Raw genomic sequence first — 20847 nt, forward strand, 5'->3', positions numbered from 1 at the left:
CGCTGTCGGAGTCGATGTTGGCGTCGCTGTTGGCGTCGCTGTTGGTGTCGCTGTTGGTGTCGCTGTTGATGTCGCTGTTGGTGTCGCGGTTGGCGTTGCTGTCGGAGTCGATGTTGGCGTCGCTGTCGCGCCAGCACATGGACCCAAATCTAACCACGGTTTGCCAGAGCCCACATTCACTGATGGCTCATTACCTTGCGTCCACCACTGCGCTTTATAGTTACGGCCATTTGAACTCACCAATGCACCGCCATTGTAAGCGGTGGCACTATTCCATGCGGCATAAGTACAACTACCCGGCGCAGCCGTTGGCAGCGCTGTCGGAGATGCTGTCGGTGCCGTACTTGGCGTTGCAGTAGGCGCGGTACTTGGTGTGCTGGTTGGCGCAACAGTGGGTCCCGTCGCTTGTAGCTCCCATGGACCCCATTGATCGGCACCAGGCACATTACCTTGAGTCCACCATTTGGCTTTGTAATCTTTATTTGCATAAGTAACAACATCGCCAGCAACATAAACACTGGCGCTATTCCATGCAGATGCAGCCATTGCATTCACTGAAATCATTGCAATCGCAGCAGGTAACGCGGCAAGAGCAATACGATTGATATGGGACATTGATGTCTCCTCCTATATTATTAATTGGCATTCATGCGATAGAAAAAATGGTCCTATCCATCGCACGGGGCTGTTATCAATTTGTAAGAATCATGATATTTACCCTTGCTCAGTCAACCTACAATGACGAGGTTCACTTCGACATTACTGATTAATACTGAAGCGAATTCTATTGTCAATACGACAAACAACAACAAAACCATACCGATCGCCTGTCACGTCACTTCGCAGTGATAAAACTACATAACCAGAAAGACGAAAAAGCCCCGCAACGCAATAAATCGACAATAAGCCATTGATTTATAAAAAATAAAAAAACAACATCACTAAGTACAACGAAAAATAAGCGATGCCTTATGTAACTAAAGCAAACAAATATGGCGATTAAAATCGTAAAATGCTTCATAGCACCTGCGGCAAATTGCAGACAGATTTTATAAATTAAAAAAATCATCACAATCACAACAACTGATTAACTTTCAAAATTCTTGCAAAAAAACACAGAATAACTGTCAATCAAAATGCTTACATGGGCGATGAAATAGGTATCACACAGCGCATTGTCATGATCAAAAGCTAGATCTCGCATTGCTCAAATGCGATATCATCTAGAAACAAAATAAAGCTCACTCATTGGTCACTTAATATGTTGATTCGTAAATTATTCAAATTTGAAAATGCGCACATCGTCCGCAACTGCTCGTCTGAGCGTTGCCGTACTTCGATTCATGGTCACAGCTATAAAGTGGAGGTCTTGCTAGAAGCCGATGCACTCGACAATGGACAAATGGTCTACGATTTTGGCTTAATGAAAGGCACTATTCGAGATGTGATTGATGCATTTGATCATGCGATTTGTTTTTGGGATAAAGATGATGCGCAATACATCCAACTTTGCCAAACCTTTTCAGCGCGCTGGATTTCAATGCCGGTGTCGCCCTCTGCCGAACAATTTGCTCGGGTGTTTTTTGTCATCATCGATCAGCTTTTGCAGCAAACCATGATGGCCAATGGCGAAAGTGATGTGCGGCTGCATTCAATCATTGCACACGAAACTGAAACCGGTTACGCGCAAGCGTTTCGACATGACGCCTACAATCCACGCATGGGTGACATCAAACTCAGTGATGTGATTTTTTCTGAGCAATGCCAGCGCGAATGGCACGACCCCCAAATGTATGAAAAATTATTAGCTGGTGTTCAATTTAATAATCCAGTGATACCTCAACAGGTGTAGCGCACTTTAATCATTATCTTCGGGCGCAAATAGCATAAAATAAAATAAAAATAGCATTGCGCCCACAGGCCAAATATCGCCAATCGCACTCGACATCCCATTAAAATGCTGCAAATGGCCATAATTCCATTTATACGCATCTAAACTATTATTGCTATTGGTCGATAAAGGCCATAAATAAGCAATTATATTGACCGAGCATAAAGCCAAAAAACCCACCAATGCACGCAAGCGTCGATTAAAACGTAAAAAAACCGCCAAAAATACAATCCCTGCAATACCACCCAAAGCAATATTTAAATTAATCCATGCAAAAAACTGTTCCGGCTGCAATAACATCCCCGCAAAGCCCATTTTAAGCAATACAGCGCATAACAATACCCCCGTAATTGCACGGGGAGCATAACGATGATAGCGCACTAATAATGATACAAACAAAGCAACGGCCAATAAATGCAGCATCATTCCGCCGCCCTCTAATAACCTTAAAAATAACGCCGGGTTTTTAATTGGTGAAACAAATGGTTGCGGCAAACCTTGCGGCATCACAACCACACCTAAAAATGGCAAATTTGGATCAAATTGAGTAACAAACCATAAGGCCAACCAAATAAGTCCCCACTCAGCAACGGCGCTCGGTGCTAAATAATCATGGCGAAATTGTAGCCATTGGCGTAAAAAATAACGATGACTTAATACAACCCCCGCAATCGCACCTAAAAAGCCACCCAATGTATTGCTCATTATATCCATATTGGATGCGACGCGACTCGGCAAGAACTGCTGTGCAAATTCAATACTCATTGAAACCAAAAAGCCAATACACGTCGCATAAAAAAAAGCTAAACGATAGCGACGCAAGAAAAACACCGCACTTAATCCCAATGGAATATAAGCTAAGATATTAATCGCATTATCAAATACAGTAAAATAATAGGGTAATGGATAGGTATAAAAAGCCGTGATCGGCTCACCCGTAAAGCGCCAACCACTCAATGGATACAAACTGACAATCAAAATGAGAAGTAATGAAACAGCAAACAAAAAAGGAGAAACCATGGTAGGTTTGTTTTTTTTTGCTAAGAAGCGAATGGAAGAAATAGATGGCATAGAGAGCTAATATACCGGCTAACTAGGTTAACCGGTATATTGATAGCACTTATTTAGACGTTTTTACTTTGGTCCACAATTTATTGAGTTCTCGCAATTGCTTTCCCTCTAAGGCATTGAGCTGCTGCAATTTTTTCATCGCTTGCGCATCAGGAAATACCGATGGAATTGACTTAATATCGGCTTTCACGAACGGAACAGCGGCCAAATTAGGATTACCAACGCCAATCAAGTTGGTTAAATCTGCCGCATTTTTACCTTCTGCAATGAAATTCATAAATTTATACGCCAAATCAGGGCGTGGTGCATTTTTAAGAACCACCATGCTATCCACCGACATGGTATTGCCTTCTTTTTGCAAACCGTAATTCACTACAAATGGGCGTTTAGCCGCTTTTGCATCGGCAACAGCTTGAAACATATCGCTAGAATAGCCATGAGCCACCCAAATATTACCGACAGTCAGCTCTTTAATATAGCTTTGTCCATTAAATGCCGCCCAATATGGCTTGGCTTTAATAATGGTTTCTTGCGCTTTTTTCAGCTCATCTGGATTAACTGAATTGGCTGAATAACCGTTATACATCAACGCGGCAGCAAAGACTTCACGACTATCATCTAATACGGTTACTTTGCCTTTAATTTTAGCCAAAATTACTGGGTCAAAAATAAGTGACCATGAATCGGGGTTAATGCCTAATTCTTTCAATTTATTTTGATTGTAGCCCAATAAGGTAGTGGTAAATGAATAAGGCAATGAGTACTTATTACCAGGATCAAATTTACTATTCATAAATGCAGGGTTAATGTTTTTAACATTAGGTACTTTGGCTAAATCTAGACCCTGCAATAAATTTTGTTTCATCAATGGTGGAATCGCAAATCCAGTCGGAACCGCAATATCATAGCCTTTGGCTCCAGCGGATAGTTTGGCCAACATCTCTTCCATTGCGCCGTAATAATCTTGAACCACACGGCATTTGCAGCTGGCTTCAAAACGTTTGACTGTTTCTGGCGCAAGATAGTTATTCCAATTATAAATATGCAAAACATCTTCGGCCTGTGCAACACCCGCCGCCATCATTAACGCCAGAAAGAGCTTTTTCATTTTTGAAGACTCCAAATTCAGTGGTATTTAAATATAATTATTTAGCCCGCAACGCACTGGGCGCTACTTTACTAGCGATCAAAATCAACGTCAGCGTGAGCAGCATCAGCAAGGTCGAAATGGCATTCACTTCCGGCGTTACCGCAATCCGAATCATTGAATAAATCTGCAATGGCAAGGTGGATGCACCGGCACCCGCAGTAAAGAATGTAATCACAAAATCATCAATCGACAAAGTAAATGCCATTAAAGCGCCAGCAATAATACCCGGCATAATTAAAGGCATCGTCACCAAGCGAAACGCTTGAATTGGACTAGCTCCTAAATCACGCGCCGCCTCAACCAATGCTTCATCCATCCCTTGCAAACGCGACCGAACCACAATGGCCACAAAGCCGATACAAAAAGCAATATGTGCCAAAGTAACCGAGACCAGCCCTAATGTCATATTGAGCATCACAAAGAAGATCAATAAAGCAACACCCATTAAAATTTCAGGAATTGCAATCGGCGTCAGCACCAAAATCGGCAAAATACGCAGCTTGTATTTATGCATTGCTAAGCCAGCTAAAGTACCCAGCACGGTGGCACAGCAACTGGTCACCACGGCAATAATGAGTGAATTACGCGCAGCCACGAGCATTTGCTCATTGTGAAGCAATAAGCCATACCATTTAAAGGTAAAACCAACCCATTCTGCATTCAGCTTTGAATCATTAAATGAATAAGCAACGACAATAATCAATGGCACATATAAAAAGCCATAGACAAAAATTGCCGCAGCCCAAAGCCATTTAGATTGTTTAGAGTGCATTACGCTGCCTCCCTCGACCAATCATCATGCCAAGACCCGCCATCATCAATACTGCTAAAGTCAGCATTATCGATAGCACCGAACCAAATGGCCAATCACGACTATCTAAAAATTGCTGTTTAATTAAATTACCAATCATCATGCCATCGGTACCACCAAGTAAATCAGGCACTGCAAACATGCCCAGCGCAGGAATAAATACCAAGGCTGAACCTGCCCATACCCCGGGGAGGGATAGCGGCCAAGTGATTTTCCAGAAACGCCGCCAGCCCGATGCCCCTAGATCTTGTGCGGCATCGAGCAAGGCGACATCGTGTTTTTCAAGGTTGGCATACAAAGGTAAGACCATAAATGGTAAGTGAACGTAAACTAACACCACAATCACCGCAAAATGACTGTACATCAATTGAATCGGTGCAATACCAACTAGTGCTAAGCCTTGATTAATCGTCATCGCAAAATAACCTTGCGGACCAAGAATAATCATCCAAGCATAAACTCGAATTAAAAAATTACTCCAAAACGGCAAAATAACCAGCAAAATTAATAAATCACGGTATTTTTTTGGGCTGCGTGCAATCAACCATGCCAATGGATAAGACATACAAAGGCAAACTAGCGTTGTGATACCGGCATACCAGAACGATTTAATAAACAACTCAACATAAATCGTATCTTCAAAAAACCGTGAGAAATTTTCAAATGTGAGAAATTCCTGCCAATTACCGGCATGAATCAGTAATTCATTTTTACCGCTCTCTGGATTGATATCAATGAATGGCAGCAAACCACCGTAATCCCCCGGAAAACGGAATGCGGCAAACGCCATAATTAACGTGGGAATAGCAAAAAATATCAATAGATATAATAAAGGTGGGCCTGAAATTAACCAACGGCCTAGTGATTTATTCTTCGCCATCGCTTAACTCAAAATAAAATGGCCAGCGTCATAACGCCATGCCAATTCAACCAAATCATTATCATCAAAGAATTTTGCTCGCCCTGGCGCAGAATTCGGCAACATGGTTTCGACTAAAATGCCATTTTCTAGCTCAATGACATACATCGTCACGTCACCCAAATATAAGCAATCGTGTACTTTGCCTTTGAAATGCACTTCATCGGCCACATCCAATGGCAAACTCGCGGCAAGTTTGATTTTTTCTGGGCGAAGAGTGAGCGTGCCTTTTTGACCCACTTTTGCATCAGGCAATAATAAGGTTTCGGCAATGCCAACGCCCGCAATTTCAACTTGCATTCGATCATGGCCAATGCCTACAATCGTGCCGTCGAGCAAATTGCATTGCCCGATAAAATCAGCCACAAAGCGACTTTTCGGATGGCTATAAATTACTTCTGGCACATCCAACTGCGCTACTTGCCCTTTATTCATCACCGCAATTCGATGCGATAAGGCTAAAGCTTCACCTTGGTCATGGGTGACATACACAAAAGTAATGCCGACTTCTTTTTGCAAATTAATTAATTCAATTTGCATTTCTTCGCGCAATTTGGCATCTAATGCCGATAAAGGCTCGTCGAGTAATAGTAAGCGCGGACGATTGACCAAGGCGCGGGCAATGGCAACGCGTTGACGCTGGCCACCCGACATTTCATGCGGAAAACGCTGAGCAAAAGGCGTTAATTGCACGTCTTCTAAGACTTCCGCTACGCGCTGTTTTAACTCTTCACTGGGCACATTGGCCATTTTGAGTGGAAAAGCAATATTTTGCGCCACGGTCATATGTGGAAATAAAGCGTAATTTTGGAATACGGTATGCACCGGGCGCTTCTCGGGAGGAACTCCCGCGACATTGACGCCATCCAGAATAATTTCACCGGAATCGGGCTGTTCAAAACCCGCCAACATCCGCAATAGCGTCGTTTTTCCGCAGCCCGATGGGCCCAATAGCGTAAAAAACTCACCCGCTTCAACGGACAAACTCACGTGGTTCACTGCAGTAAAATCACCAAATTGTTTTACTACATCACGGATCTCCAGCAATGCCATGATCATCCTCTATACAATTAGCCCTATATTTTAACAAGATAACGCCCAGAGGGGCGACCAATACTGCATCGATATCGATGAAATAAAGCCATGCTGACAACAAATGTCGCATTGTGGCAGCAGCATTTCAGCAAAAACACGGTTTTCGCAGGAATCCAGCAAGCAATGGATGCAAAACGCATATAATTGCTCAGTTCATCTCTGCCGGCATGGGTTCGTAAGTGGAAATTCGTATTCCTGTTGTCAAGCTACAATTAGGGCACTTCGTCAGCGAGCTGGATCGCCCTTGGCTGGATACGCCGTTTTTAATGCAAGGCTTTTTAATTGAAAGTCAGCAGCAAATCGAATTACTCCATGATCACTGTGAACACATTACGCTAGATCTGAATCGCTCTGTTGGCGGGATTGCGCAGTGGACGTGTTTACTCGCACCGTCAACAATCCACGAATCTCACCGACATGCTCAGCATAGCCCGTTAATTTCTGCGGCGTCTCACGAAGAGCAGCGTAAGGAAAAATTAAATATTCTACGAGAACTGCGTAGACTATTTTCAAACTGGCGTCAGCAATCATCCAATAGCGCCGACCCGCCCAGCAAAGATCCATCGCTCAGCACTGAGATTGTCATTTACGATGACACTGCTGCAGTTGAACAAGAAATCAAAACCGCCAGCAGCTCGCATCAAACCGCACAGCGTTTGGTGCTTAGTTTAATGGAGGCGGTGCGCCAGGACTTGCAGCCACGCGTTGAAGAAATTAATGAAGTCGTTTCCGATTTAGTCGGCTCAATTATTCGCAATCCCAATGCGCTGCTTTGGCTAACGCAACTGAAAGATCGCGATCAATATACTTACGCCCATTCGATTGATTCGGCGGTGTATTTACTCGCTTTTGGTCGTCACTTGGGTTATCCGCGCGCCGAATTACAAAGCTTGGGCATGGCCGGTTTAATGCTCGACGTGGGCAAAATGCGCTTGCCGCCCGAATTATTAACCCGCACGGGGCGTTATACCCCGGGCGAATTTATGCTGATGAAAACGCATGTGAATCACAGCTTAGATATTTTGTCGCAAATGGAAGGCATTCCGCTGGATGTGTTTGATATGGTGGCGCGCCACCATGAACGCTTTGACGGTAGCGGCTATCCACTGGGGCTCAAAGCCGAGCGCATCGGCATGTTTGCCAGTATGGCGGGCATTGTGGATTGTTTTACCGCGCTCACTAGTGATCGCAGTTACTCCAACGCCAAATCAGCGCATGAAGCGTTGCAATTGATGTACAAGTGGAGCGAACGCTATTTTCATCCGGCACTGATTGAGCAGTTCTCACAATGCGTGGGGATTTTCCACGTTGGTACTTTGGTCGAGCTATCGACCGGTGAAGTGGGCATTGTCATCGGCCAAAACCGCGTGCGTCGCCTCAAACCCAAACTGCTGATTATTTTGGGGCCAGACAAACACCCCTATGCCAAACCGCACAGCCTTGACTTGATTACCAATCCAAGCTTGCCCAGTGGTTTGCCGATCAATATTCGCCGAGAATTGCCGCGTGGAGCGCATCAAATTGATCCCCGTGAGTTTTTTTTGGATTAACAATTGATTCCGATGCCAACAACTGCTTTTGTTGATGATCTTAACGAGATCGAAACTCGCCACATCCAGCGACTCAAGGTCGCGCTCGCCCACACCGATAGCGGGCGTTATTGCGGAATTTTGCATATCGAAGTTCGCCATCGCCCTCACCGCCCCAAACAAAGCGCCGTTGTCGCGCAAATGGCCGCTGCTTTACGCGCCATGCTGCGCGACAACGATCAATTATTTCATATTGACCATCAAACGCTGGGTTTGTTAATTCCCAATATCGCCGGAATCAGCCACGCCTTATTGGCCGCCAATCGTGCGCAGTATTTATTAAGTGAAGCGCCTGCAACCCAGCAGCATTTGCATCCGCATATTGGCATTGCCATTTACCCAGAGCATGGCGAAAACATGCCAGATTTACTCAACTCTGCGCGGATCGCGGCACGGGATTTTGCTCAAGACCAAATTGGCGTTTATGACCCAAGCCGCGATTGGCTCGGCCAGCAACTGGCACGGCTCGAAGCACCGCTCCGGGAGGCACTGGCACAAAATCGCTTTCATTTAGCCTTTCAAGCGCAAATCAATAGCCAAACGCAGCAAGTCATCGGCTGTGAAATTTTATTGCGCTGGGAAGATGCAGTCTTAGGCCAAGTACCGCCCGATCACATCATTGAAGTCGCCGAACATCTGGGGCTAATGGACACGCTCACCCGCTGGGTTATTCAATCGGGTCTGCGGCAATTTGCCGTGCTGCGCAGCGAAGGTTATCGCGGTAGTATGAGTCTTAATCTTTGCCCAAGTAATTTAGCCGACAAAAATTTAGCGATGTATATCGCCAACGCGCTTGAAGTATGGGGCATAGCAGCCAATACCCTTGTGTTAGAAATCACCGAATCCGCGTTAATCGCCGATATTGAAGCCGCCCTGAAACAATTAGAGCAACTCAAACAGATGGGCTGCCTGCTGTCTTTGGACGATTTTGGTACTGGCTATTCCTCTTTGTCCTATTTAAAGCGGCTACCGATTGATGAGCTTAAAATTGATCGCAGCTTTATTCAATCGATGGCCCATTCCGACAAAGACGCCGCCATTGTGCAAAGCATCATTGAACTCGCACATCGTCTTGAGTTAACCGTCGTCGCCGAAGGCGTCGAAGACGCTGTAAGCGCTGCATTTTTACAACGTCATCAATGCGATACGATACAAGGGTTTTACTACAGCCGCCCATTAACGCTCTCGGCGTTTAAAACCTATATCCAATCTATGGAGCAAGCCGCATGATGAACTGGCAACAACTCCTCTCGGCCAACCGTCTGGGAGTCCAAGACGGTCGCCTACCCGACTTTGAAGCCGGGCGCAGCAATTACCATAAAGATCACGACCGTATTGTGTTTTGCTCGCCCTTTCGCCGCATGGGCCGCAAAACCCAAGTGCATCCGATGACCGAAAACGATCATGTCCATACCCGCCTCACCCATAGCATTGAAGTCGCTTGCGTCGGTCGCAGTTTAGGCGTGCTCATCGGCGAGCAATTGCAAGGACAGCTCCCCAGCCAAATTAGTCCTTATGATTTGGGCGGCATTGTACAAGCGGCGTGCTTGGCACACGACATCGGCAATCCCCCTTTTGGTCACGCGGGCGAATACGCCATTCGCGACTGGTTTCGTCGCCCCGAGCAAGCGTATTTAATGCAAACGCTCACCGCTGCCGAGCGCCGCGATTTGATGACTTATGAGGGCAATGCCCAAGGTTTTCGCATCATTACCCAGCTCGAAAACCACCGTTTTGACGGTGGCCTGCGCCTCACCTACGCCACGCTGGGCACCACGCTCAAATACCCGTGGACGAGTGAAGATGCTGGACAAAAAGGCAAATTTAGCTGCTATCAATCCGAGCTGAATCTCTTAGAACACATCGCCGCCGAGCTTGGCCTGCCTTTAATCGCAGCCAATAAATGGGCACGCCACCCGCTGTCGTATTTAATGGAAGCGGCCGACGATATTTGCTATGCCATTTTGGATTTAGAAGACGGCATTGAAATCGGCACACTGCCGTATGAAACGGTTGAGCCGCTATTGATGAAGATTTGCGGCGGCGAAACCAGTCTGTTGCAACTCGAAGTCGCGGCTGCGCCATCCACCCGGCGCAAAATTTCATTACTGCGCGGCAAAGCCATTGATCGCTGTATTCGCGATGTGGCCGCCACCTTTATGACGCACTATGACCGGATTATGGCTGGCACTTACCAAGGCGATTTACTCAATGATTGCCCGCCGAGCATGCGATTGGGGCTGGCCGAAGCCAAGCAACTGGCGCGCGACCGAATTTTTAACGAACGACGCAAAATTGAAATTGAAGTCGGCTCATTTACCTGCTTAGAAATCTTACTCAGTGCTTTTTGCACCGCGGCCTACGAGCAACACGTCAGCGCAGAAATGCCGTTTCGCATGCGCCGAGTGCTTGATTTAATGGATTACAACGCGCCGAAAAAAGAATGGCCCTTAATCGAAGCCTACCGCCGAGTACTGGATTTTATCGGCGGCATGACCGACAACTACGCCACTTATTTAGCACAGCAAGTCGGCGGCATGGGACGATAGGTATTGCCGCCTAACTCATTAAATACATGGCTTAGGCAGCAATACCCATAATGGCCAACACTTGCTTCGCTTGTGGCACCACCCCTTGCCCACCCAAAGCATAAGCTTGGCTATTCCATACCGGGTGATAGCTGGCCGAATCGGTTTGCGTATACAGGGCAATGGTGGCACGGCCCATGTTTTCGGCCAAATGCGTCATGCCGGTATCCACCCCAATCGACCAGTCGGCATGGCGAATCAAACTGGCAATCTGTGCAATGGTCAATTTAGGCGGCACCATCGCCAGCGTTAATCCCGCCGCCAATTGCTGAGCCACCGCATATTCGCCCTCGGTGCCCCATGGCAAAATCGCCATCACGCCCTGCTGTTCTAGGGGCTGCAATACCGCCAGCCATTGCGCCACTGGCCAAGTTTTTTCGGCCTTGGATGCAGCATGAAAACACATTACATACGGGCGATTGGCCGGCAGCCAGCTCGGTAAGCATTCATCGGCTTGCAAACCAAAATCGATTTCAGTTTCAATTGAATAATTCAGTGCTAATGCGGCATAACTGCGATACCAAGCGACTGCGGGCAAATTGGCATCAGGCACCACTTGCCGATGATAAGCCCAGCGCGCGGCGTTTTCACCTAAACGATAATCGGGCGGCCCAATAATTAATTTGGCTTTAGCCACTTGACTCAATAAAGCCGATTTAATCATCCCATGACAATCTAAAACCACATCATAATGTTCAAGACGCAATTGCTTAATTGCCGATTGAATACCATGCCAATTTTGCCAGATTGATTTACGCTTATGGCCGCGCAAAGGCACGGCAATCACTCGATTAATTGCCGGATGCATCGCTGGTAATTCAGCAAATTGCGCATCCACCACCCAATCAATCTGTGCATCCGGGAAATGATGCCGGATATCACTAATCATTGGCATGACAAATAAAATATCACCCAGCGAGGTGAGTTTTGCAATCAGAATTTTTTTCATTCTTACCTAAATGCTTAATTTTACAAAAACAAAAACGGGGAATCTCAATAAATTCGATTAAATCGCTAAATAAAAAACCATTATTGTTTAGCAAAGCATCGTCGCCAATTATTTAAGCAGCGAGCATTAAAATCAATCGCAATGGATTAAACCAGATCTACCCAGCAATATCTACTCCCATGCATGATTTAACTGAATGCTTTTTTATCTCGACGAATCGCGCCAAGTCGCCGACAATCCATGCCTTTCTAACGATAGCGGAATACCCAGTGTTTAAATTACCCGCCGTGCTCTGCTTGGCCTTATTGCTCAATGGCTGCGCCGTGGTGACGACCGCCGCTTTAGTCGGCTCAGTTGCCGTTGGCGTGACCACCAGCGCCGTTGGTCTGGCCTATGATGCGACCAAAATGGTGGCAACGGGAACGGTTGCTGCCGGGGGTATGGCAATAGACGCAATGAGTGCATCTAAGCCTGCGAGCAATGCCCCAAGCCCTACACCACAAGCAAACGTCGAAGTCGTACCACTCACAGAGGTCATGCCACTCACAGAGGTCATGCCACTCACAGAGGTCGTACCACTCACAAAGAAATAGTCAGTCAATAAGGTCTGGCGTCATTGATTTTTCGGCGAGCGGCGGCACTTCGAAACTCAATTTAAAACAATGAAATGAAAGATGATCAGAGGATTGGCGAGGGTTGAATGCTAAAACCCGCGCAGATGCGCGCGGCGCAGTGATGAGGCTAAGTCCGCTTTTAAAACTGCAAAGCCAAATTAAGCCCAAGCTAGCAGCGCAGCGCCATGTTGCTTGAGCCAAGCGCGTTCGGTTTTCCAGTTTGGGCAAGCCTTGGCGACAATCGCCCAAAAGCGAGCGGAATGATTCATTTGTGCCAAATGCGCCAATTCGTGAATCACCACATAATCAATCACGCTGGCTGGCGCTTGCATTAAGCGCCAATTCAAGCGAATGTCACCCGCCGCAGTGCAACTGCCCCAGCGGGTTTTGGCCGATGACAGCAGCCATTTTCTGGGTTGCAGCGCCATACTGGCCGACCAGAATGCCAGTCGCCCAGCAAAATAAACTTGGCTTTCACGTTGATAAAAACGGCTTAAAGCTGGGGCAATTTTGGCTTCATTGGCCGCGCACAGCGACAACACCCCAGCGCTAAGTTGGCTGCGTAAAGCCGGTTGCAACACCAATGATTCGCCCAGATACAGCACACGTATCCCCCAGCACAAGCTCGGTGGCACGAGTGCTGGCGCATCGCGCCGTTCGGCCAATTTAGCGCGCACCCAAGCTAACTTGAGTTGGATCACTCGTTCGGCCTCACGCTCGGCCGCACTTTGCGGCAAAATCACCGTTAAACCCTGCGCGTCAATTTTCAAGCCAATGCTACGCCGCCGCGAGCTACGCTTCACTTGATAGGGTATATCGCCAGAGCTATTTTTAAATATGCACTGCAAGTGAATACCTATGTTTTTTTCTGCTCAAAACACGGGCCACGGCCGCTGATTTCGTCCATCTGCCCTTCGATCCAGTTTTCGACTTCTTTAATCAGCGCTAAGGATTTTTTACCCTCAGAAGCAATCGGCGCACCAATGCGAACCGTGATTTCTCCCGGCCACTTTAAAAAGGAGTTTTTCGGCCAAAACTCACCCGAATTCATCGCCACCGGCACAATTGGCACATTCAAATCCAGTGCCAAGCGCGCGCCGCCTTGTTTATATTGACCACGCTCACCGGGTTTAATTCGCGTCCCTTCTGGGAAGATCACAATCCACAAACCTTTGGCTAAACGATCTTTACCTTGCTCCATCAATTGCCGCTGCGCGGCAGCGCGCTGGCCGCGATCAATCGCAATCGGTGAGGTAGTTGCCAAAGCCCAACCAAAAAATGGCATTTTAAGTAATTCGCGTTTCATCACCCACACTTGCGGCGGGAAAATCAATTGCAGCGCCATGGTTTCCCACGCCGATTGATGTTTACACATAATCATCACTGGCCCTTCGGGAATGTTTTCTGCACCCTCAACCCGAAATTTAAGTCCGCAAGTGAGGTATAACCACTTGAGTAAAATCACCGACCACCAGCGAATAATTCGATTTCGCATCACGGCTGGCAGCGGCAAAATCACAATGGCAATCACGGTAAATACCGGCGTAATGATAATGAGTAGCAACCAGTACAAAATAGAGCGCAACCAGATCATGTAACGTAAACTCGCGAAAAAAAAGCAGAATGGAAAATCAAACTCGCAATATCAGCACGAGTAAAAAGAAAGCGAAAGCTTGCGCCACGCGGCACAGCGCGTCGCACAAGCGGCAGGCGCTTAATCTGCCGAATACATGAGCCAATTGGCTGCCGCAGCCAAATCATCAAAAATCAAAGTACCTTCGGGTAAATCCCCGCGCAACTCGGTTTTCATACCATTACCGGTGCGGACTAAAATAGCTCGCCCACCCGCTGTCGCAATCGCTTGTAAATCACGCAGTGAATCACCGACCATATAGCAATCTTTGACATCAACACGAAAGCGCTTGGCAATATCTAAAATCAAGCCCGGCGCCGGTTTACGGCAAGTGCAGCCGCTATCTGGCGCATGCGGACAGAAAAAAACTGCGTCCAAATGACCGCCAGCGTGATGCACCGCTTTATGCATTTTGCTGTGAATTTGATTGAGTGTGGCCACATCAATCATGCCACGACCAATGGCGCTTTGGTTGGTCGCGACCACCAAAGTCCAGCCGGCACGGGTTAACTCACCAATCGCATTGATACTACCGGCAATCGGCAGCCACTCTTCGGGCGACTTAATATAATCAGGACTGTCTGCATTGATGACGCCATCCCGATCCAAAATTAAGAGTTTCATTTTTTGCATCCTTAACCTTGCATATGCGAGCGAGATTTTCGTCATCCGCGACGAATAAGACCAATAAAATCAGCGGATCAAACGCGCAGTAGCACGATCAATCCGCCTTCAGGATTTAGTCGGCCAACAATGACAATTCGGCGACGCGATTCATCAAATCAGCCAGTTGCGACAACAATGCTAAACGATTGCCACGCTCGGCCAAATCGTCGCTCATCACCATCACGCTGTCAAAAAAGGCATCCACTGGCGCTTTAAATGCCGCCAATTGTTTCAGTGCGCTGGTAAAGTCGTTGACCGCCAAAGCGCTTTCAACCGCCGGTTGCAAAGCTTGCAATTGAGCAAACAAGGCTTGTTCAGCGCCTGCGCCAATTAAAGCGGCATTTAAGGCCGGCAAATCGCCTTCGACTTTTTTCAGAATATTGCGAATGCGTTTATTTGCCGCAGCGAGCGCCGCGCTTTCAGGTAGCGCTTTAAATTCAGCCACCGCTGCCAAACGCACCGTGAGGTCGTCAAAGCGCGTTAATGATTTGGCCAGCACCGCGTCAATATCAGCCGCAGGGTATTGCGCCGCCAAAAGATTTTTCAGGCGCTCAAGCATAAAGCCGTACACACCCTCCACCGTGCCGGCTTTAATCAAGCCCGCTGGGAAGCTGGCTTCAGCAATATTGAGCAATGCTTTCAAATCAAGTGGTTGTTCGAGCAAGATCCGCAATACACCCAGCGCTGCGCGGCGTAATGCAAATGGATCTTTGTCGCCCGTTGGGATCAAGCCAATACCGTAAATACCGACTAAGGTTTCTAGTTTATCAGCCAAAGAAACCGCTTGTGCTGTCGCGCCTTCTGGCAGGGTATCGCCCGCAAACTTAGGTTTGTAATGGGCTGCAATCGCATACGCTACATTCGTATCTTCGGCATCATGCACGGCATAGTATTGCCCCATAATCCCTTGCAACTCAGGAAATTCACCGACCATATCGGTCGATAAATCAGCCTTGGCCAAGTAAGCCGCACGTGTGGCTTTACCGACGTCGGCACCGAGTAATTTGGCGATTTCACCGGCAATGCTTTCCAAGCGCTGCACGCGCTCCAGTTGCGAGCCAATTTTATTGTGGTAAACCACATTGGCTAGCTTGCCGACGCGGGTATCGAGTTTGGCTTTTTTATCTTGCTCAAAAAAGAATTGCGCATCGGCTAAACGCGCGCGCAACACACGTTCATTGCCGTTGATAATGTGGCTAGGATCAGCCGTTTGCAGATTCGATACCAGCAAAAATTGATTCATCAATTTGCCATTGGCATCGAGCAGCGGGAAGTATTTTTGATTTTGCTGCATGGTCAAAATCAAGCATTCTTGCGGCACATCGAGAAACTCAGCTTCAAAGCCGCCTTTTAACACCACAGGCCATTCCACCAAGGCAGTCACTTCGTCAAACAACGCATCATCAGCAGCAATCGTGGCATTGAGTGCCGCAGCGGCCGCTTGCAATTGTTCACCGATTAAAGCGCGGCGCTCAGTAAAGCTAGCAATCACATAACCTTGCGCTTTGAGCATTCGCGCGTAATCGTCAGCGCTAGACAGCACCAGCTCACCGCTAGATAAAAAGCGATGCCCTAGCGTGCTGCGTCGTGAGCTCAGGTGCAAAATTTGCCCAGCAATCAACGCCTCGCCGTGCAACATCATCAAGCCATGTACCGGACGAATAAATTGGCCGTCACGATCTCCCCAGCGCATTAATTTTGGCGCTGGTAGTTTTTTTAATGCCGCAGCCACAATACCAGCGAGCACTTCGTTTAAGGCTTGACCGGGTTTACTCATGCGGAAAACAAACACTTCTTGCTTGCCATCGTGCAGTTTTTCTAAGCTGTTGACGGCGTCGGCCGTCAAGCCACAAGAGCGCGCAAAACCCAATAAAGCCGGCGTTGGCTGACCGTCTTTAAAACCAGCGGCAACCGCTGGACCACGTTTTTCAATGGCTTGCTCAGGCTGCACTGCCGAGACATTAGGAATGCTGACGGCCAAACGCCGTGGGCTGGCAAACGTAACATAGGCCGTATCTGCAGGCACAAAGCCCATTTTTTGTAATTCAGCAAAAATGCTTTCAGCAAACACCGCACCCAATTTAGGTAAGGCTTTGGGCGGTAATTCTTCGGTTAATAATTCAATAAGCAGTGTTGGGTTCATGCTGTTTCTCTTTTTTAAGTTCATCGCCCAGCGGGCTGTTGACTACCACCTAGGCATCATCTTGCGGCGCGGCGTCTTTGTCGCTCATGATTTTGCAGACCTGCCGAATAAAATCAGCACCATAACTGTCTTTGGCCGGATCAGTGAATTCCCACTGAAATCCCGGTACATCATAACGGGCGAGCTCTTCGTCTTCGCTATCGTGTAAAGCCACGGCCACGCCTGCCATACGGCCAGAATCGCAATGAATCGCTGAACGCGTATATTTCAGCCGATATTGCCCTTGGCCGACTTCGTCGTTTTGATCGGTATTAAACCGCTGCAACATCCACACAAAGGTGTAGTTGGCTTCGGAATATTGCGGATCATGCTGGACTGAATTGGCATCCACCAGCATTTCAAAATCTGCGGTTTTGCCATAACTACGCCAGTCTGCGTTGGCATAAGGCACGGCAACGGGGCCTTTCATGCCTTCGTTAAATTTCTTATCGCAAGCACTCAATAGCAATACGGCGCTGAGTAAACTGCAACGAAGCAACATGGCGAGCCCCTGTGGATTATTCCGGCAATTGGCACATTGGGAAGCCCAAGGCTTCACGGCTGTCGTGATACGCTTGCGCCACCAGACGCGCTAGATTGCGAACTCGGCCAATATATGCGGCACGCTCAGTCACCGAAATCGCGCCACGCGCATCCAGTAAATTGAACATATGCGAGCATTTCATCACCATTTCAAAACCGGGTAAGGCCAAGCCACCATCGATTAAGCGTTTGGCTTCAGATTCAAAATGATTGAATTGATCAAACAAAAACGGCACATTCGATTGCTCGAAGTTATAAATCGATTGCTCGACTTCGTTTTGATGATAAATATCGCCATAAGTGACTTTTTGACCATTCGGGTACACCGTCCAAACGATGTCGTAGATACTATCTACCCCCTGCAGGTACATCGCTAGACGCTCGACACCATAAGTGATCTCGCCCAATACCGGCTTGCAATCTAGACCGCCCACTTGCTGGAAGTAAGTAAACTGCGTGACTTCCATACCGTTAAGCCAAACTTCCCAACCCAGACCCCAAGCGCCTAAAGTTGGGCTTTCCCAGTCGTCTTCAACAAAGCGCACATCGTGCACTGAGGTGTCGATACCCAGCTCTTGCAATGAGCCTAGATACAATTCTTGGATGTTGTCCGGCGATGGCTTGAGTACCACTTGGTATTGGTAATAATGCTGGCAACGATTTGGATTTTCACCATAACGGCCATCTTTGGGACGGCGGCAAGGTTGCACATAAGCGGCATTCCAAGGCTCTGGGCCGATGGAGCGCAAAAAGGTGGCGGTGTGAAAGGTTCCGGCCCCTACTTCGATATCATAAGGCTGCAGCAAGGCACAGCCGTGCCCAGCCCAGTAGGTTTGGAGCTTGAGAAGGATTTCCTGAAAAGTCAGCATAGGATTCTTGGCGCACGGCACAGTTCTTTTAATCAATGAATTCTACCTGTTTTTGCCACCATCGTGGCAGCTCGCTCGCAATGAGCGTCGCAGCGTGACAAATTCACTGCGCCCTTGGCCAGCAAAAAGTCACGCCTTTGCCGCCACAGCCCCGTCAATCGCAATCCCAAAATGAGCCCGCCGCGCCGCAAATGATGATCTCTTACACATTTACTCAGAAATATTGCCGATAACAGCGCCAGAGCGTCGGCGTTCTTGTTATGCTTAAGCTTTTTAGGCGCTCAATCGCGCCACTTTTAACGGCTTAACTATGCGCGCACTCTCAGTTACCCTACTTATCAGTAGCCATCTCTTACTCAGCGCCAGCGCTTTTGCCAATATTGATTTGGATGAACTGCGCGAAGCCGTTCGGGCTCGCGATCTACCTCGCATCGCCCAAATCAGCGATAGCAATCAGGGCAAGCCGTTAGAAATGTATCCAAATTACTACTGGCTGACACTACAAACAAAACAAATCAGCGAAGACGATGCCAATCAGTTTTTAAATCGCTACGCCAACACGCCACTGGCCAATCGTTTTCGTGATGACTGGATTAAAGAATTAGCCCGCCGCCAAGCTTGGCCCGCTTTTGAAGCGCAATACGCGAAAATCGACGCGCCAAGCACTGAATTACAGTGCCTCAAAACGCAAGCGGCACTGGCGCGTAACGACAACTCAACATTAAGCAGCAATAAAGCACTGTGGTTTAGTGGCAAACCGCAATCGGCAGCGTGTAATCCCATTTTTGACGCCCTATTTGCCAACGGCACGCTCAATGAAGACGATGCATGGTGGCGGATTCGCCAAGCTTTGGCCGGCAATCGTCCTGACTTTGCCCGGCAATTGGCGATGCGGGTTAATCGCTCAAGCGAGTTTTCCGCCAAAACCATCGCCGCGATCAATAGCGCGCCTGACAAACAATTGCTGCAGCTTAACGCCGCCGGTCGCGCCAATCTTGAATTGCAACTGTATGCACTGGAACTACTTGGCAGAAAAAACCCGGCACAAGCAGCACAACTCATCGAACAGCTCAGCCCCACAATGGCCGCCGCCGATCAACGTTTTGCGTGGCAACAATTGGGACTCACCGCAGCACGCCGCCACCATCCGAGCGCTTCGGTTTGGCTGGGCAAAGCCGATTTAAATGATTTGGAAGAAGAAGACCAAGCGTGGTTTGTGCGCTCGGCGCTGCGTAGCGAAGATTGGCCAACGATAGAAGCCCGAATCAAAGCACTCCCAACTGAAACGCAAGATAAAAACACCTATCGCTACTGGCTAGCACGCGCCTATGAGGCACAAAACAAAACCAATGCCGCCAATGCCATTTACCTCAAATTAGCCGATGGTTTTGATTATTACGGTCTGTTAGCCCAAGAAAAACTCGGCACCATGTTGCAAGAATCACGCGCGCCCTATACCAGCAAACCCGAAGACATCAATACCGTTGCCGCCCTACCCGGCGTGGTGCGTGCTTTGAGCTTGAATCAACAAAACTGGCGAGTTGAAGCCAATCGCGAATGGAATTACGCCATGCAAGGCTTAAGCGACGCGCAATTATTGGCCGCAGCGGAATTAGCGCGTAAAAATAAAATGTATGACCGCAGTATTTATACCGCCGAGCGCACACAAAAAATACATGACTTTACGCTGCGCTACCCAACACCGTATCGCGAAGAAACCGAGCAAGCCGCCAAAGAGCAAGGCTTAGATCCGGCGTGGGTTTATGGCTTAATCCGCCAAGAAAGTCGCTTTATCAGCGATATTCGCTCCAGCGCTGGCGCAGCAGGCTTAATGCAATTGATGCCCAATACCGCCAAATGGGTCGCCGGTAAAATGAAAATCAGCGACTTTAGCCCCGCCGGTATTACCGACGTCAGCAGCAATCTGCAAATGGGCGCTTACTATCTAGCCTATTGGGCAGAGAACTTTAACGGCAACGCGATTTTAGCCACCGCAGGCTATAACGCCGGCCCAGGCAATGCCAGAAAATGGCGTACCGATCGCGAGTTAGACCCAACGATTTATATCGAAACCATTCCGTTTGGTGAAACTCGCGATTACGTTAAAAAAGTGCTGAGTAATGCCAGCCATTACGCGCATTATTTTAAAGACAGCCCGACGCAACTCAGCCATCGCTTAGCCAAGGTGCCTGCCGCACAATAAAAACATCACGCATCGAGTCGATCTGGCTTGGCTTATCGACTCGACGCAGCACTGCAAGCATGCGGTACTAACGC

General features: G+C 47.9%; 19 protein-coding genes. 6 read left to right on the forward strand and 13 right to left on the reverse strand.

Features of this window, described 5'->3' with window-relative positions; genetic code table 11:
* On the reverse strand, positions 1-615 hold a 615-nt coding region (locus tag Q0V82_RS09650), incomplete at its 3' end, for a carbohydrate-binding protein (RefSeq protein WP_374758538.1).
* 646 nt (positions 616-1261) lie between these two features.
* Between Q0V82_RS09650 and Q0V82_RS09655 the strand changes: the two genes are divergently transcribed.
* On the forward strand, positions 1262-1852 hold the full coding sequence (locus Q0V82_RS09655; RefSeq protein ID WP_297575183.1) for a 6-carboxytetrahydropterin synthase: 591 nt from the start codon (positions 1262-1264) through the stop codon (positions 1850-1852).
* 6 nt (positions 1853-1858) lie between these two features.
* Here Q0V82_RS09655 and Q0V82_RS09660 read toward each other — a convergent pair whose 3' ends face one another.
* From Q0V82_RS09660 to Q0V82_RS09680, 5 genes are all read right to left on the reverse strand, one after another.
* A complete protein-coding gene (locus Q0V82_RS09660; protein WP_297575185.1) occupies positions 1859-2911 on the reverse strand; it encodes a VanZ family protein in 1053 nt (350 codons plus the stop codon).
* Positions 2912-3011: 100 nt separating this feature from the next.
* Positions 3012-4070, reverse strand: a complete 1059-nt coding sequence (locus Q0V82_RS09665) for a PotD/PotF family extracellular solute-binding protein (RefSeq protein WP_297575188.1) — start codon at positions 4068-4070, stop codon at positions 3012-3014.
* 37 nt (positions 4071-4107) lie between these two features.
* Positions 4108-4884 carry an ABC transporter permease gene (locus Q0V82_RS09670; RefSeq protein ID WP_297575191.1) on the reverse strand — a complete coding sequence of 259 codons (777 nt, stop codon included), beginning with the start codon at positions 4882-4884 and terminating at the stop codon, positions 4108-4110.
* Entirely contained in the window at positions 4874-5803 is a 930-nt protein-coding gene (locus Q0V82_RS09675; RefSeq protein WP_297575194.1) for an ABC transporter permease, read from the reverse strand. Before Q0V82_RS09675 ends, Q0V82_RS09670 begins: the two co-directional genes overlap by 11 nt.
* A gap of 3 nt (positions 5804-5806) precedes the next feature.
* Positions 5807-6895: an ABC transporter ATP-binding protein gene (locus Q0V82_RS09680; protein ID WP_297575196.1), complete on the reverse strand. Its 1089-nt coding sequence runs from the start codon at positions 6893-6895 to the stop codon at positions 5807-5809.
* A 221-nt stretch (positions 6896-7116) separates the two neighbouring features.
* Between Q0V82_RS09680 and Q0V82_RS09685 the strand changes: the two genes are divergently transcribed.
* Genes Q0V82_RS09685 through Q0V82_RS09695 form a run of 3 tightly spaced genes read left to right on the forward strand, consistent with a single transcriptional unit; the run spans position 7117 to position 11075 of the window.
* Positions 7117-8487, forward strand: a complete 1371-nt coding sequence (locus Q0V82_RS09685; RefSeq protein ID WP_297575198.1) for an HD-GYP domain-containing protein — start codon at positions 7117-7119, stop codon at positions 8485-8487.
* A gap of 12 nt (positions 8488-8499) precedes the next feature.
* Positions 8500-9756: a bifunctional diguanylate cyclase/phosphodiesterase gene (locus tag Q0V82_RS09690; RefSeq protein WP_297575199.1), complete on the forward strand. Its 1257-nt coding sequence runs from the start codon at positions 8500-8502 to the stop codon at positions 9754-9756.
* Entirely contained in the window at positions 9753-11075 is a 1323-nt protein-coding gene (locus Q0V82_RS09695) for a deoxyguanosinetriphosphate triphosphohydrolase (protein WP_297575201.1), read from the forward strand. Before Q0V82_RS09690 ends, Q0V82_RS09695 begins: the two co-directional genes overlap by 4 nt.
* A gap of 31 nt (positions 11076-11106) precedes the next feature.
* Here Q0V82_RS09695 and waaC read toward each other — a convergent pair whose 3' ends face one another.
* The gene (waaC, locus tag Q0V82_RS09700) at positions 11107-12063 is read right to left on the reverse strand and encodes a lipopolysaccharide heptosyltransferase I (protein ID WP_297575204.1); all 957 of its coding nucleotides are present in this window, start codon (positions 12061-12063) and stop codon (positions 11107-11109) included.
* 269 nt (positions 12064-12332) lie between these two features.
* Between waaC and Q0V82_RS09705 the strand changes: the two genes are divergently transcribed.
* Entirely contained in the window at positions 12333-12656 is a 324-nt protein-coding gene (locus tag Q0V82_RS09705) for a hypothetical protein (protein ID WP_297575207.1), read from the forward strand.
* Positions 12657-12835: 179 nt separating this feature from the next.
* Here the strand turns inward: Q0V82_RS09705 and Q0V82_RS09710 are convergent, their stop codons facing one another.
* From Q0V82_RS09710 to glyQ, 6 genes are all read right to left on the reverse strand, one after another.
* Positions 12836-13525 (reverse strand): M48 family metallopeptidase, encoded by a 690-nt coding sequence (locus Q0V82_RS09710; protein WP_297575210.1) that lies wholly within the window; start codon positions 13523-13525, stop codon positions 12836-12838.
* An 8-nt stretch (positions 13526-13533) separates the two neighbouring features.
* Positions 13534-14271: a 1-acyl-sn-glycerol-3-phosphate acyltransferase gene (locus tag Q0V82_RS09715; RefSeq protein WP_297575211.1), complete on the reverse strand. Its 738-nt coding sequence runs from the start codon at positions 14269-14271 to the stop codon at positions 13534-13536.
* Positions 14272-14391: 120 nt separating this feature from the next.
* A complete protein-coding gene (gene gmhB, locus Q0V82_RS09720; protein ID WP_297575213.1) occupies positions 14392-14934 on the reverse strand; it encodes a D-glycero-beta-D-manno-heptose 1,7-bisphosphate 7-phosphatase in 543 nt (180 codons plus the stop codon).
* Between the two features lie 115 nt (positions 14935-15049).
* Complete coding sequence (gene glyS / locus Q0V82_RS09725) at positions 15050-17119, reverse strand: glycine--tRNA ligase subunit beta (RefSeq protein WP_297575216.1); 2070 nt, start codon at positions 17117-17119, stop codon at positions 15050-15052.
* A 49-nt stretch (positions 17120-17168) separates the two neighbouring features.
* Positions 17169-17660: a surface-adhesin E family protein gene (locus tag Q0V82_RS09730; RefSeq protein ID WP_297575219.1), complete on the reverse strand. Its 492-nt coding sequence runs from the start codon at positions 17658-17660 to the stop codon at positions 17169-17171.
* 16 nt (positions 17661-17676) lie between these two features.
* Positions 17677-18570, reverse strand: coding sequence for a glycine--tRNA ligase subunit alpha (gene glyQ / locus Q0V82_RS09735; RefSeq protein ID WP_182076293.1), 894 nt, complete (start codon positions 18568-18570; stop codon positions 17677-17679).
* Positions 18571-18880: 310 nt separating this feature from the next.
* Between glyQ and Q0V82_RS09740 the strand changes: the two genes are divergently transcribed.
* Positions 18881-20773, forward strand: coding sequence for a lytic transglycosylase domain-containing protein (locus Q0V82_RS09740; RefSeq protein WP_297575224.1), 1893 nt, complete (start codon positions 18881-18883; stop codon positions 20771-20773).
* Positions 20774-20847 lie beyond the last annotated feature (74 nt).

The sequence above is a fragment of the uncultured Deefgea sp. genome (genome assembly GCF_947072475.1).
GTDB lineage: Bacteria > Pseudomonadota > Gammaproteobacteria > Burkholderiales > Chitinibacteraceae > Deefgea.